Raw genomic sequence first — 13,718 nt, 5'->3', positions numbered from 1 at the left:
TCGCGGACGCCCCGATCCCGAGCCATCCCGACCCGACCCCGACCCCGACGAGAGGACGGCACTGAAGTGCCCGGAACCAACCTGACCCGCCAGGAGGCGGCCGCGCGGGCCGAGACCGTGGCGGTGGACGCCTACGAGGTGGTCCTCGACCTGACCCGCGGCGAGCGCGTCTTCCGCTCCACGACCACCGTGCGCTTCCGGGCGACCCCGGGCGCCTCGACGTTCATCGACGCGATCACCGACGCGGTGCACTCCGTGGTGCTCAACGGCACCGAGCTCGATCCCGCCGAGGTCTCGGACGGCGTGCGGATCCAGCTGCCGGGGCTCGCCGCGGACAACGTGCTCACGGTCGAGTCGGACTGCCGGTACATGAACACCGGCGAGGGCCTGCACCGGTTCGTGGACCCGGTCGACGACGAGGTCTACCTCTACACCCAGTTCGAGGTGGCGGACACCCGGCGCGTGTTCGCCGTGTTCGAGCAGCCGGACCTCAAGGCGCGCTTCGCGTTCACGGTCACAGCCCCCGCGCACTGGACGGTCGTCTCGACCCAGCCCACCCCGGAGCCCGTCGCCGCCGGCGAGGGCGCCGCCACGTGGTCCTTCACCCCCACCCCAGTGGTCCCCTGCTACGTCACGGCGCTGATCGCCGGCCCGTACGCGTCCGTGCACGACGAGCTCACTAGTGCCGACGGCCGCACGATCCCCCTGGGTCTGTACGCCCGCCGTTCGCTCGTGGAGCACGTCGAGGCGGAGGAGATGTTCGGCATCACCAAGCGCGGCTTCGAGTTCTTCGAGGAGCAGTTCGGGGTGCCCTACCCGTTCGAGAAGTACGACCAGCTGTTCGTCCCGCAGTTCAACGCCGGGGCCATGGAGAACGCCGGCGCGGTGACCTTCGTGGAGCTCTACGTCTTCCGCTCCCGGCCCACGCAGGCCCGGGTGGAGCGGCGGGCCATCACGGTCCTGCACGAGCTGGCCCACATGTGGTTCGGGGACTTCGTGACCATGCGCTGGTGGAACGACCTGTGGCTCAACGAGTCCTTCGCGGAGTTCATGTCCACCCTCGCCGCGGCGGAGAACACCCGGTACACGGAGGCGTGGACCACGTTCGCCGCCGGGGAGAAGTCATGGGGCTACGAGCAGGACCAGCTGCCCACCACCCACCCCATCAAGGCCGAGATCCGGGACCTCGAGGACGTGCTGGTGAACTTCGACGGCATCACCTACGCCAAGGGCGCCTCGGTGCTCAAGCAGCTGGTGGCCTGGGTGGGCCAGGAGCAGTTCATGGCCGGGCTGAACCGGTACTTCCGGGAGCACGCGTGGGGCAACACCGAGCTGCGCGACCTCATGGTCCGGCTCGAGGAGGCCAGCGGCCGGGACCTCGACGAGTGGGCCGCGAAGTGGCTCGAGACCGCAGGGGTGAACACCCTGACCCCGGAGCTCGAGACCGACCAGGACGGGATCATCCGCTCCTTCCGGATCCAGCAGACCGCCCCCGACGAGCACCCCACGCTGCGCCCGCACCGCCTGGCCGTGGGTTTCTACGACCACGACGGGGAACAGGGCAAGCTCGTGCGCACGCACCGGGTCGAGCTCGACGTCGACGGCCCGTCCACGGAGGTGCCGCAGCTGGTGGGCCGGGAGCTGCCGGACCTCGTGCTGCTCAACGACGACGACCTCGCCTACGCGAAGATCCGCCTCGACGAGTGCTCCCTGGACACCGCTCTGACCCACCTGAAGAACTTCGAGGACACGCTCCCGCGCGCCCTCGTCCAGGCGTCCGTGTGGGACGGCGTGCACGACGGCGAGACGCCCGCCCGCCGCTACGTGAAGCTCGTGCTCGGCAACATCGCCCACGAGACGGCCTCGACCGGCATCCAGGTGCAGCTGCGCCAGCTGGACACCGTGCTCGACGGCTACGTGGCCGAACCCGTGCGCGGGGCCACCGTGCGCGCCGCCGCCGACCGGCTCCGCCGGCTCACCGAGGAGGCGGCGCCCGGCTCCGACCAGCAGCTGCAGTTCGTCCGGGCCTTCGCCCGGCACGCCCGCACCGACGAGCAGCTGGACGTCCTCGAGCAGCTCCTGGACGGGCGGCGCGCTCTGGAGGGCCTCGCGCTGGACACCGACCTGCGCTGGAACCTGCTCACCGCGCTGTGCGCCGGCGGGCGTGCCGGCGACGCGGAGGTGGACGCGATGCTCGCGCAGGACAACACCGAGAACGGCGCGATCGCGGCCGCCCGCGCCCGGGCCGCGATCCCCACGGCCGAGGCCAAGGCCCGGGCGTGGCAGCAGATCATGGTGGACGGGTCCCTGCCCAACTCCATCCAGGACGCGGCGATCGACGGCTTCCGCACGGCCGCCGACACCTCCCTGCTGGCGCCCTGGGCCGAGCAGTACTTCGCGGCGATCCCCGGCGTGTGGCGCACCCGGACCCACGAGCTGGCCCAGCAGATCGCGACCGGCATGTACCCGAACATCCCCGCCCAGGAGACGGTCGACGCCGCGGACGCCTTCCTCGCGGACCTGCCCGAGGACCTGCACGGACTCCGCCGGCTGGTGCTCGAGCAGCGCGACGCGACGGCCCGCGCGGTCCGCGCGCAGGCCGTGGACGCCGCCTACGAGGTGGTGCGCGCATGAGCGACGAGCAGCAGCACCCCGGTCCGGCCGGGCACGGTCCCGATGGGGCCGGCTCGACGTCCCAGGCCGGCCAGAACCCGCGCACCGATCCCGCCGCGGCGGCGCCGCCCGCGGCGCGCTCCTTCGCGGTCGGGGCGCCCCTGTCCCAGCTGCGCCGCCCCGTGCCGCAGGTCGGCGACGAGCGGGAGCAGGCCGAGGCGGGCACGGCGTCGTCGTTCTACGACCAGGTGGGCGGGCACGAGACGTTCGTGAAGCTCGTGCACGAGTTCTACGCCCGGGTGGCCGAGGACGAACGGTTCCGGGCGCTCTACCCGGAGGACGACCTCGGCCCCGCCGAGGAGCGGCTGCGGATGTTCCTCGAGCAGTACTGGGGCGGGCCGACCACCTACTCGGAGCAGCGCGGGCACCCGCGGCTGCGGATGCGGCACATGCCGTTCCCCGTGGACACGTGGGCGCGCGAGACGTGGCTGACGCACATGCGCGCGGCCCTGGACACCCTGGAGCTCTCCCCTCTACACGACGGGATCATCTGGGACTACTTCGACCGCGCCGCCCACGCCATGATCAACCGGCCCGGCTGAGGTCCCGGGAGTCTCAGCGCTTGGCCAGGACGTGCCCGCCGGGGGTGCTCAGGCGCACCCAGCGGCCGTGCTCCGCGACGGCGACCTCCGCGCCCGGGCGCAGGAAGCCGAGCGAGTACGCGGCGAACGCCGCGCCGTCCGGCAGCGGCGCCCCTGTCAGCCGCCCCGCGAGCGGCTCCGCCCACCCGGACGACCGGCCCCAGACCTGCGAACGCACGGTGTCCACGACGGCGGCGCCCGCGTCCGTGGGCACCGCCCGGGCGACCTCGGCGATCCCGGCCCGGGCGACCTCGCGCAGCGCGTCCCCGGCGACGGACCCCACCGGGGTCCACCCGCCCAGGGGCGGGGCGATGCCCGCCCACGAAACGTTCGCGTCCACGGGGGGCAGGCCCACGTCCGTGGCGTCCTGGTCCTGGCGCGGCATCCGGTCGAGGACCCCGCCGAGCGGGACGGTGACGTCCAGAGCCTGCTCCCCGGCCAGCGCGGCGGTGCGCAGCCCCAGGACCGTGGGCGTGGTGTCGAGCAGGCCGTGGGGCTCGAGCACGCACACGTAGACGCCGAGGGCCCGCCCGCGCGCCTGGAAGCGCACCGCGCCCTGCGGGTCCACCCCACGGGCCCGGGACAGGTACGTCCGCAGGTCGGCGACGTCCCGCGGGTCCGTCAGGGGAAGGGACCGGACCACGGGGCTCAGGCCTCCGCCGGCGCGGGCCGGCGGGCGAAGCGGGTCGGGGCGTCCTGCCACTGCTCGAGCAGGCCCCGCTGCGTGTCGTCGAGGCGCACCGGCCGTCCGGAGGAGCGGTCGATCACGACGACGACCGTCTGGGCCACGGCGTAGACGCGCGAACCGTCCTCCTCCTGGACCGCGTAGTCCAGCACGAAGCTCGACCCGCCCACGGAGGAGACCCACACCCGCACGGACACCGGGTCGTCGCGGTACAGCAGCTGCTGCGTGTACTCGACCTCCTGCCGGCCGATCACGGTCATCAGGTCCCCCAGCAGGGTGCGGAACGTCGCGCCCTCCGGCACCCCCGCGGCGGCGTCCTCGGGCAGCGGACGGGCCATGAGCCGGACCCGGGCGTCCTCGAGGTACTGGAGCATGGTGACGTTGTTAACGTGGCCGTAGCTGTCGATGTCGCCGAAGCGCATCTGGATGGGGATCAGCAGCGAAGACATGCCCCCATCCCATCACACCCGGGCGCGCCGGACGCGCCCCGGCGCGACCGGCGGCTTGGCTAGAGTGAAGGCCATGACCTACAGCCCGATCCCGGACCCCACGCAGGCCCTGCTCGACATGCTCGACCTCGCGGACGGGGGTGGCGCGCGCACCCTGGAGGACATCTACGTGGGCCACTCCATCTCCCCCGCACGCGGCCGGGTCTACGGCGGGCAGGTCCTGGCGCAGGCCGCGACCGCCGCCATGCGCACCGTGGAGCCGGAGCGGATCATCCACTCGATGCACGCGTACTTCCTGCGCGCCGGGGACGTGTCCCAGCCGATCACCTTCGGGGTGGAGCGGATCCGGGACGGGCGGTCCTTCTCCGCCCGCCGCGTGCACGCCTACCAGGACGGGCGCGCCATCCTCTCGGCCATCGCGTCCTTCCAGGTCCCGGCCCGGGGCCTGGACCACCAGGACGAGTCCCCCCGGAACCTGCCCGAGCCGGAGTCCCTGCCCAGCGCCGTGGAGCTGCTGGGCCACGTCGACGCCCCCGAGGCGCAGGCGATCGCACACGAACGGCCCTTCGACATGCGGTACATCACGGAGCCGATCTACTTCAAGCCGGACTCCCGGGGAGAGCCGTTCAACGCGGTGTGGATCAAGACCCTCAAGCCGCTGCCGGACGACCCGAACATCCACCGCGCCGCGCTCGCCTACGCGAGCGACTACACGCTGCTCGAGCCCATCCTGCGCCTGCACGGCAGGACGTGGATCGAGCCCGGCATGAACATCGCCTCCCTCGACCACGCGATGTGGTGGCACCGGGAGACCCGCGCGGACGAGTGGCTGCTCTACGTGCAGTCCTCCCCCAACGCCTCCTCGGCCCGCGGCCTCGGGGTGGGCCGGATGTTCTCCCGGGACGGCCGGCTCGTCGCCACGACCGCCCAGGAGGGCATGATGCGCTTCCCGGAGTTCTCCTGACCGCACGGGAGCACGCCGAAGGGGCCCGCCGGGCGGGAAGGAGCAGCTCCTTCCCGCCCGGCGGGCCCCTTCGGCGGCACGGGCTCCGGGCCCGGCCCTGCGTCAGTCGCGGGTGAGGCGGCGGTGGGTGACGCGGTGCGGCCGCGCGGCGTCGGCGCCGAGGCGCTCCACCTTGTTGGCCTCGTAGGACTCGAAGTTGCCCTCGAACCAGTACCACTGGTCCGGCTCGTCCTCGGTGCCCTCCCACGCGAGGATGTGGGTGGCGACCCGGTCGAGGAACCACCGGTCGTGGGACACGACCACGGCACAGCCCGGGAACTCCAGCAGCGCGTTCTCCAGGGAGCCGAGGGTCTCGACGTCGAGGTCGTTGGTGGGCTCGTCGAGGAGCAGCAGGTTGCCGCCCTGCTTGAGGGTCATGGCCAGGTTCAGCCGGTTGCGCTCTCCGCCCGAGAGCACCCCGGCCTTCTTCTGCTGGTCAGGGCCCTTGAAGCCGAACGCGGAGACGTAGGCGCGCGAGGGCATCTCGACGTTGCCGACGTTGATGTAGTCCAGACCGTCCGAGACGACCTCCCACAGCGACTTGCTGGCGTCGAGGTTCGCGCGGTTCTGGTCCACGTAGGAGATCTTGACGGAGTCGCCGATCTTCAGCTCCCCGCCGTCCAGCTCCTCCATGCCGACGATGGTCTTGAACAGCGTCGACTTGCCGACGCCGTTGGGGCCGATGACGCCCACGATGCCGTTGCGCGGCAGGGAGAAGGACAGGCCCTTGATGAGGGAGCGGTCCCCGAAGCCCTTCTGCAGGTCCTTCGCCTCGATCACGAGGTTGCCCAGGCGGGGTCCCGGCGGGATCTGGATCTCCTCGAAGTCCAGCTTGCGGGTCTTCTCGGCCTCGGCGGCCATCTCCTCGTAGCGGGCCAGGCGGGCCTTCGACTTCGCCTGGCGGCCCTTGGCGTTGGAACGCACCCACTCGAGCTCGTCGGCCAGCCGCTTGGCCTGCTTGGCGTCCTTCTTGCCCTGCACCTCCATGCGGGCGCGCTTGGTCTCGAGGTACGCCGAGTAGTTGCCCTCGTAGCCGTACAGCCGGCCGCGGTCGACCTCGCAGATCCACTCGGCCACGTGGTCGAGGAAGTACCGGTCGTGGGTCACGGCCATGACGGCGCCGTGGTAGTCCTTCAGGTGCTGCTCCAGCCACAGCACGGACTCGGCGTCGAGGTGGTTGGTGGGCTCGTCGAGCAGCAGGAGGTCCGGCTTCTGCAGCAGCAGCTTGCACAGGGCCACGCGGCGGCGCTCACCACCGGAGAGGACCGTGACGTCGGCGTCCGGCGGCGGGCAGCGCAGGGCGTCCATCGCCTGCTCCAGCTGGGAGTCGAGGTCCCAGGCGTTGGCGGCGTCGATGTCCTCCTGGAGCTTGCCCATCTCCTCCATGAGGGAGTCGAAGTCGGCGTCCGGCTGGGCCATCTCCTCGGAGATCGCGTTGAAGCGGTCGACCTTCGCCTTGATCTCGCCCACACCCTCCTCGACGTTGCCCAGGACGGTCTTCTCCTCGTTCAGCGGCGGCTCCTGGAGCAGGATGCCGACGGTGTAGCCGGGGCTGAGCCGGGCCTCGCCGTTGGACGGCTGGTCGAGGCCGGCCATGATCTTGAGGATGGTGGACTTGCCGGCCCCGTTGGGTCCCACGACGCCGATCTTCGCGCCGGGGTAGAACGACATGGTGACGTCGTCCAGGATGACTTTGTCGCCCACGGTCTTGCGGGCCTTGGACATTGTGTAGATGAATTCCGCCATGCCCTCAAGGCTACCCCGCCCGGCGGAGGCCGAGGGGCGGCCACCGGGCGGGGACGGACCGGTGGCCGCGGCACCGCGGCCACCGGCTCCGTCCCCGTGCCGGGACGGCTCTGCCCGAGGAGCTCAGGCGGTGGCGGGCTGGCGGCGCGGGCGCCGGCCCGGCCGGGCAGCGGCCCCGAGGAGCTCACCGGTCTCCGGGTCGACGTCTTCCGGGACCGCCGGGGTTCCGCCCCCGCCGTCGGGGTCGCCGCTCGACTCCGACAGGTCCCCGTCCGGGGCCGCCGGGGCGTCCGCGGCCCCGGTCGCCGCCGCGTCCTCGGGCTGCCCGGCGGGCCGGTCCCCCGTCTGCTCGGCGGGCGGCGAGGAGCTCACGGTGCGCTGGAAGCAGGCCGTGCCGAGGGCGAGGTCGTGCCCCAGGGACACCGCGTCCACGTCCACGGCCGTGTTGCGCCCGTGCTCGCCCTCCCAGAACCGGACCTTGAGCTTGCCGACCACCACCACGGGCTGGCCCTTCTTGATGCTGGCCAGCGCGTTGAGCCCCAGCGAACGGAACGCCTGGACGGAGAACCAGTTGGTGTGCCCGTCCCGCCACGCACCGGCCTGCTGGTCGAACCAGCGCGGGGTGGAGGCGAGGCGGAAGGTCACCACCACGGTGCCGTCGGGCAGGCTGCGGGACTCGGGATCCGTGGCCACGTAGCCGCGGACGGTGATCTGCTCGGTCATCGGGAACTCCTCTGGACGGCGGCCGGTGCGGCCGGTGCTGGCCCCGGTGGCGGGGTGCACCCAGCGTCCTGCCGGAGCCGGTGCCGCCGCGGCGGGCGGGCCCCGGTTGTGGGAGGCCGCGCTCCTCGGGTTCCGAGACCATGCGCTGTGCAGTGCGACCGGCGTGCGGCCGGCGCGCGGTCCGCGAGCGCCCGTCAGTCGATGTCGACGGCGTTCCAGGCGATGACGGCGAGGGGCTCCCGGTGCCGCTCCTGCTCGTGGGAGCATGCCCAGCACCACGGGCCGTAGAGCGGTGGGGCGCCGCACTGGCAGAGTCGGATCCGGCCCATCGGACTCACCTCGATGTTCGTTGCAGTGGCCTGACAGGCGGCGGCCTGCCGGACGACATCCTGCGCGGGTGTCCTTACCCCTACTACCGGCCCAGGGGCTCCTGTGGATGCACCGCGGACCGGTTTTCGGGGCCGGCACGGCGCCCGGACCGCCGGAGCCGCACCCGCCCCGTCCCCGCGCGTCGCCCCGCCGCTCGGAGCCGTCGCTCCGCGCGGCGGGGCGACGACCGCGGACGTCAGCCACGGGCGTCGTCCGCGATCTCGCCACGGCAGGCCGGTGCCGGTGCAGTGCGGGCGCCCGGACGGGAGGCGGCGGTCTGCCTCGCGCCCGGCGACCCCCGCAGTCTCCGGGCACGGCGCGACGGCGCCGCACCCGGCTCGCCGCAGGCCCCCCGTGCGTTCCGCTCAGCTAGGCGGCGTGCCCCGGCTCGACCACGATGCAGTCCTCCCGGAAGTCGAGGTTCATGCAGTGCAGCGCGACGACGCCCCGGGTGATCGCCTCCAGTTGCTGCGGATCGATGTCCGGGCCGACGTTGCGGACGATGAAGTCACGGGTGTCCTCCGTGGCCTCCTCCACCGTGTCGTAGTGGTAGTAACGGGCCCCCCGGCCGGTCCACTGCCTGATGATGGTGACGCTCATGGTTCCTCCCCCTGAATCGGATCCGGACGCGTGGTCCGTGGCCGCCCCGGGCACCCCGTCCGGGAACTGCGGCCGTCCCGGCGGGCTGCCGCCGGGGTCGTCGCGGAGGTGCTGCTCCGGCTCCTCGTCCGTCCTGGCGCGGAGCTCAGGTGGCCGGATCACTGCACCCCTCGATGTGCTACTTAACGTATGCGAATTCACAGGGTGGTGCTTGTCCACACTTTCGCGACCGCAAACTATCCAGAGGGGGGTTGCAGCTCGAGGAGAGGCATCGGCGGGACCGCCCGGGAGGGGGACTGCCGGGCCGTGCCCGCCGAGGGCCACGGAGGGGCCGGTCGTCCGGGGTGTGGCGGGGAAGGGCTCCGGCTTCGGGCGTCTGCCAGGAGGCCGCTCAGGGCCTGCCGGCTCCGCCACCGACGAAAGATGGCCCGCCCGGTCCAGTAAGACCGAGCGGGCCGCGGGCACATAGACGGCGAGATCTGCGTGCCCATCGCACAGCCTACCCCGCCCCCGCTTCGCTCGGAGGTACCGCTCCACCGAGCGGGCGCCGGCACGCTCATCCGGTCCGCCGGCCCTGCCCGCAAGGGCCGTCCACCTCGCCACCGGAGATATCCCGCCGGGCACCGCAGCACGACGTGCCTTCGGATCGGCCGTCGGAGACGACGAGATCCCCGCCACCACGGACCGTGAGGCCCGGGACGGCGGGGATCGCGAGTGTGCCCCAGGAGGGAGTCGAACCCCCGACCAAGAGATTACCAATCGGGGGTTTACGTTGGGTATCCGCACATCCCTGGACATGACATCTGCCGCACGATCCTAGGGTTATTCGGCGATTCGTCATGACGCTAACTGACGTAACATTCCGGTGTTTTCGTTGGGTATTCGTTGGGTCCAGGCGCTATTCAGCCTCCGTGCGAGTTCCAGTCTTCGAGGACGTCGTAAGGGTGCCGCCATTCCGACTCGTCCCGCGGGATCGGCTTTACCCATGTCTCGGGTATGAACACGTCGAGGATGCCGAGGACGCCGGCATCACGCCAGAACTCCACCAGGGGCCCGCGCTCCGTCATCAACACCTTTCCGTCGACCACAAGCTCCCCCAAGGCAGTGGGGATGCGGGCACGCCCGTACGGCTCCCGGTTGTACGGGTAGCGGCTGGCCCCAGCACCGGGCGTCATACCGGGCGCGGAGACGCCTTGGATAGCTGCCATGTGTTCAGGAGTGAATTGCACACAGTAAGAGGTACTCGGATCATCCGACGAGATAGTGCCCAGACAATCGCGTGGGGTGCCCCGTCTATAGAGGCCCTGGCTCCCATCACGGAGAATCGGCGCCGCACTGGGGTAACTGGGCATGGTGGATCGACGCAATGGACGGAGGTCACACTCGGGCAGATGTCGTGTCATTCCCTAAAGTGATGAGCAAAGTGCCCCCTCCAGTCAGGAAGACAACCATGTCACCCCACCCCCTGAAGAAGTTCAAGCAAGAGCGGCTCCTCGGGCGCATGGGTTTAGCCACCCTTGCACTCGTCTTGGTAGCCGGTTGCGGCGCATCTGGGGACGATGGTGGTGGAGGTTCTTCTGTTGCGCCCCCTAGCGCTTCTTCATCAGAAACCGTTGAAGCAACCCCGGCACCGGAAACCCCGTCAAGCTCGGTTCACGAGATTGGGGAGACCGTCACCATGGGGGCGTTGGAGCACACACTCCACAGCGTCCGCTTTGCTCCCGGCGACGAGTACACGACCCCGGAACCCGGCACCCGCTGGTTGGTCGCTGACATCGAGGTAACCAACAGGTCAGACGAGCCAGCGTCGATCTCGTCCATGGGGATGTGGACCCTGTACGACCCGGACAACCGCAGCGTTGACCAGACCATCACGGGCGATGAGCAGGGCAGTCTTGACAGCGAGTTGGGCCCTGGTCGCTCTCTGCGAGGCGAAATCGCGTTTGCTGTAGACGAGTCCCACGACAACTGGGAACTGATTTTTTCGCCTGAAGTGCTGGAGTTTGGTCAGTCAATTTATGGGGTGCCCGCGCCAAAGGCACCGGAGAGCGCGCCCGAAACGGAACCGGCGAACTCAGAATCCACCGAGCCTGATATGCCTGGTGCCGTCCCGGACCAGAACTTCACCTACGAAGAGGCCCTGGCCGCTTTGGAGGACGGTATGCCGTACTACGACGCCTTCTGCATCCACTACGAGCCCACCACCGACGGTGGTCGCTCCCAGTGCGAAGGCATCGAGGCCGGCACCGTCGACAGCATCACGGGCGAGTACATCGGCGGCTAGCGCCCTCCTTGCTCAGAACGAGCTCAACTAAGACAACAGCACCCCGGCATCGCTGCCGGGGTGCTGTCCTGTCATCACTGATTATGAGAGTCGCGCGACGCGAATCCGCTCCACGGCTTCGCTCAACGGCATCCCCGAATCCCCTTGTGCGTTGAAGTTGCTGAACGCCCCCCACCCCAAAAGGATGATGCCCAAGGTCATGCCGCTGCTCGCGATGGGCCCTACGACTCCACCTGCAAAAAGTGACAAAACCATGCCGACAACGGACACCAGCAACAGCAGCGCCCCGACGTTAGGTGCAATGTCGACACTCAGTTTCTTCATCAGGGACACCTTCCAAGGGGGGGGGTAGGCCGTCCACGCAGACGACCGGGGAACCATGTCAATGACATGTCATTAACTGGACCAAAGTCTAGGTAGCGCCACCCCGAACACACGCGACACGACACCCTAGTTACCGAACTGTAACCAAGTAGGGCAGGAAGACTCGCGGGCAAGTCACACTCCGGCAAACAAACTTCCGTTCCCTAAAGTGAAGAAGACACATCGCCCCCCATCAGAAGGACCGTCATGTCCCACAACCCCCCTAGCGGCCCAAGCCCTCAAGGCCCTCAGTACAACCAACAGCCCGGTCAGTACCCGCCCCCCGGCTACGGCCAACAGCCTCCCCAGAAGAAGGGGAAGAAGAAGTGGGTCATCGGTTGCCTCGGCCTAATCGTCTTGGCAATCGTCCTATTTGCCGGCTGCGCGGCTCTCTTCACCCCGGGCAGCACAGATCCCGTGCCCGTACAGAACGAAACGACCGATATCCCGCCTGAGAACGCCACTTCGGAATCTGAGGACAGCGAATCCACAGAGACTGCGGCCAACCTTGCGGTCGGCGAGACCGTCGCCATGGGAGAGCTTGAGCACACCCTCCACAGCGCACGGTTTGACACGGGGGGCGAGTTCGCTACACCGGAAGCGGGCACCCGCTGGCTGGTCTTGGACATCGAGGTGACCAACAATTCTGATGAGTCTGAGGCAATTTCATCCATGATGATGTGGACTCTCAACGATTCTGAGAACCGGAGTGCTGAGCTGTCGATCATGGCGGATACTCAGGGCAGCCTTGACGGTGAGCTGGGGGCCGGACGCTCGATGCGTGGTGAGGTCGCCTACGAGGTAAGCGCCGATGAGTCCAGTTGGGAACTGCTGTTCTCGCCGGAAGTATTCGGATTCGGCCAAGCGATCTACGACATCCCGGCGAACGCCGTACAGTAAATCTTTACTGATCAAACACGATTGGGACGCCCCCGGCGATATGGCCGGGGGCGTCCTTTTGCTATAAGGCAGAAACCTGCGCCACCACCACAGGCACCCGCGCCAAGAGGCCCAAACGAAGCTGCTCCCCCACCACAAACGGCCCGCCTGTTGCCAACAGGGGCACAGTCACATCGCGGAAGCCCTGCAAGTGCGACTACGGCGAGCTTGAACCTCAGCGCCCAGGCAAGCAAGGGCCGACGAAGCAGGGGGTCCATTACTTTCCCGGGGAAGGATCTTGCTATGCCGAGGGCGCAAGATCAGGACGGGGTCGGGAGGGTGTACGGGGTGGGGTGCCTTCGTGGTCCTGGGCGGTCGCGTGCGTACGCGTGACGGGCTTGCCTGGTCATGGTGTCCCCACGTTGCTCTGGTGAATTCGAGGCGCGTAGGCGGGCGCTGAGCGGTTCGGTTGTCTGGCGTTTTCCTGCTGGTGCTGGTCGTGGTCGCGCGTGACCTTGATGAAGAGAAGGTTTGTCTCGTTGTCGTGGTCGAGCATCACCTCTTGTTGTGGTCGAGCATCACCCCGATGTCGATGCAGTCGAACATCTCATCGATGCACGTCGTCGTCGTGATCGTTGTTGTCGCCGAAGTCCGGGCATGACGAAACGCCCGCCGCTGCGAACCGTGATGGTCTGCTGCGGCGGGCGCTGTCGTCGTGGTGCTACTGCTGTCCGTGGTGCTCGTGGTGCGGGTGCTGCTCTCTGTCCGTGCGCCGTGCTTCTCCTACTCTGTCCAGGATCCAGCGCAGCGTGACACCTCGTGCTTGTGGTCTGCCGGCCCACTCCCTGAATGCGTCGAGCCATTGTTGATGGCTCCCCCACTCCCCCGGCCGGTAAGTGGTCCAGGGTGGTGGCGCGGTGCTGGGGCGGGTGCTCCTGCGTCTGGGCATCAATACCACCTCCGCGTGGTCTTGGGTTTGGTTACTGGGGGTAGGGCCGTGGAGCCCTTGCTGCTGCTCCTGGTCGGTACACCTCCGGGGTATCGGGCCTGGAATTGTTCGACAGTGAGATCCTGCCGGCGACGGTTGCACACGGAATGGCTGCACGCGAGGTTGGACACCGCACGGAGATCCCCTCCCTTGTTGAGTGGGATCTTGTGGTCTGCCTCGAAACTAAGCGGTGCTCCGGGTGGTCCGTCCCAATCGATCGGGCCGAGGGCACCCAAACACAAGTGGCACGGCAATCCGTTCTTTTTGCCTGCGTGCTTGAGAGCTTTCCGGTTCTTCAGGAAGGTGTGGTCTGATCGTGGGCCTTGCCGTGGTGGATTCTTAGCCGGCACTGTTCCTCCTGCGCAGTTCGGTTTG

The 13,718-nt window shown here is 69.1% G+C and carries 15 protein-coding genes; 6 read left to right on the top strand and 9 right to left on the bottom strand.

The annotated features are described in order from the left end of the window. The first annotated feature begins 66 nt into the window (after window positions 1-66). Both pepN and RF647_RS04910 read left to right on the top strand, forming a co-directional pair. Window positions 67-2,634 carry an aminopeptidase N gene (pepN, locus tag RF647_RS04915; protein ID WP_368810755.1) on the top strand — a complete coding sequence of 856 codons (2,568 nt, stop codon included), beginning with the start codon at window positions 67-69 and terminating at the stop codon, window positions 2,632-2,634. 161 nt (window positions 2,635-2,795) lie between these two features. Then, window positions 2,796-3,215: a globin gene (locus RF647_RS04910; protein ID WP_081615853.1), complete on the top strand. Its 420-nt coding sequence runs from the start codon at window positions 2,796-2,798 to the stop codon at window positions 3,213-3,215. A gap of 13 nt (window positions 3,216-3,228) precedes the next feature. Here RF647_RS04910 and RF647_RS04905 read toward each other — a convergent pair whose 3' ends face one another. Both RF647_RS04905 and RF647_RS04900 read right to left on the bottom strand, forming a co-directional pair. After that, the gene (locus RF647_RS04905; protein WP_368810754.1) at window positions 3,229-3,897 is read right to left on the bottom strand and encodes a hypothetical protein; all 669 of its coding nucleotides are present in this window, start codon (window positions 3,895-3,897) and stop codon (window positions 3,229-3,231) included. Between the two features lie 5 nt (window positions 3,898-3,902). Continuing rightward, a complete protein-coding gene (locus tag RF647_RS04900) occupies window positions 3,903-4,388 on the bottom strand; it encodes a thioesterase family protein (RefSeq protein WP_017834576.1) in 486 nt (161 codons plus the stop codon). A 73-nt stretch (window positions 4,389-4,461) separates the two neighbouring features. Here RF647_RS04900 and RF647_RS04895 point away from each other — a divergent pair, with 73 nt between their 5' ends. After that, window positions 4,462-5,352: an acyl-CoA thioesterase II gene (locus RF647_RS04895; RefSeq protein ID WP_017834575.1), complete on the top strand. Its 891-nt coding sequence runs from the start codon at window positions 4,462-4,464 to the stop codon at window positions 5,350-5,352. A 102-nt stretch (window positions 5,353-5,454) separates the two neighbouring features. Here RF647_RS04895 and ettA read toward each other — a convergent pair whose 3' ends face one another. From ettA to RF647_RS04870, 5 genes are all read right to left on the bottom strand, one after another. Further along, window positions 5,455-7,137 carry an energy-dependent translational throttle protein EttA gene (gene ettA, locus RF647_RS04890; RefSeq protein ID WP_031283621.1) on the bottom strand — a complete coding sequence of 561 codons (1,683 nt, stop codon included), beginning with the start codon at window positions 7,135-7,137 and terminating at the stop codon, window positions 5,455-5,457. A gap of 123 nt (window positions 7,138-7,260) precedes the next feature. Next, window positions 7,261-7,860 (bottom strand): single-stranded DNA-binding protein, encoded by a 600-nt coding sequence (locus RF647_RS04885; protein WP_368810753.1) that lies wholly within the window; start codon window positions 7,858-7,860, stop codon window positions 7,261-7,263. A gap of 194 nt (window positions 7,861-8,054) precedes the next feature. After that, window positions 8,055-8,189 (bottom strand): hypothetical protein, encoded by a 135-nt coding sequence (locus RF647_RS04880; protein WP_368810752.1) that lies wholly within the window; start codon window positions 8,187-8,189, stop codon window positions 8,055-8,057. 409 nt (window positions 8,190-8,598) lie between these two features. Then, the gene (locus RF647_RS04875; RefSeq protein WP_133410803.1) at window positions 8,599-8,829 is read right to left on the bottom strand and encodes a hypothetical protein; all 231 of its coding nucleotides are present in this window, start codon (window positions 8,827-8,829) and stop codon (window positions 8,599-8,601) included. A gap of 902 nt (window positions 8,830-9,731) precedes the next feature. Beyond that, window positions 9,732-10,037 carry a hypothetical protein gene (locus RF647_RS04870; RefSeq protein ID WP_368810751.1) on the bottom strand — a complete coding sequence of 102 codons (306 nt, stop codon included), beginning with the start codon at window positions 10,035-10,037 and terminating at the stop codon, window positions 9,732-9,734. 242 nt (window positions 10,038-10,279) lie between these two features. On the opposite strand from RF647_RS04870, the gene RF647_RS04865 reads away from it, so the two are divergent. Beyond that, window positions 10,280-11,113, top strand: coding sequence for a DUF4352 domain-containing protein (locus RF647_RS04865; protein WP_368810750.1), 834 nt, complete (start codon window positions 10,280-10,282; stop codon window positions 11,111-11,113). An 81-nt stretch (window positions 11,114-11,194) separates the two neighbouring features. Here the strand turns inward: RF647_RS04865 and RF647_RS04860 are convergent, their stop codons facing one another. Beyond that, window positions 11,195-11,437, bottom strand: a complete 243-nt coding sequence (locus tag RF647_RS04860) for a hypothetical protein (RefSeq protein ID WP_368810749.1) — start codon at window positions 11,435-11,437, stop codon at window positions 11,195-11,197. A gap of 246 nt (window positions 11,438-11,683) precedes the next feature. On the opposite strand from RF647_RS04860, the gene RF647_RS04855 reads away from it, so the two are divergent. Together RF647_RS04855 and RF647_RS04850 are read left to right on the top strand one after the other, a co-directional pair. Then, window positions 11,684-12,376, top strand: a complete 693-nt coding sequence (locus RF647_RS04855; RefSeq protein WP_368810748.1) for a DUF4352 domain-containing protein — start codon at window positions 11,684-11,686, stop codon at window positions 12,374-12,376. Between the two features lie 469 nt (window positions 12,377-12,845). Then, entirely contained in the window at window positions 12,846-13,016 is a 171-nt protein-coding gene (locus tag RF647_RS04850; protein WP_368810747.1) for a hypothetical protein, read from the top strand. 287 nt (window positions 13,017-13,303) lie between these two features. Here RF647_RS04850 and RF647_RS04845 read toward each other — a convergent pair whose 3' ends face one another. Continuing rightward, window positions 13,304-13,693, bottom strand: a complete 390-nt coding sequence (locus tag RF647_RS04845) for an HNH endonuclease signature motif containing protein (protein WP_368810746.1) — start codon at window positions 13,691-13,693, stop codon at window positions 13,304-13,306. Window positions 13,694-13,718: the final 25 nt, after the last annotated feature.

Origin of the sequence: Kocuria sp. CPCC 205263, from assembly GCF_040981075.1 — a bacterium.
In the GTDB taxonomy this organism is placed as follows: Bacteria; Actinomycetota; Actinomycetes; order Actinomycetales; family Micrococcaceae; genus Kocuria; species Kocuria rosea.
The sequence above is the reverse complement of the archived record's forward strand: the minus strand, read 5'-3'. Positions and strand labels throughout refer to the sequence as shown.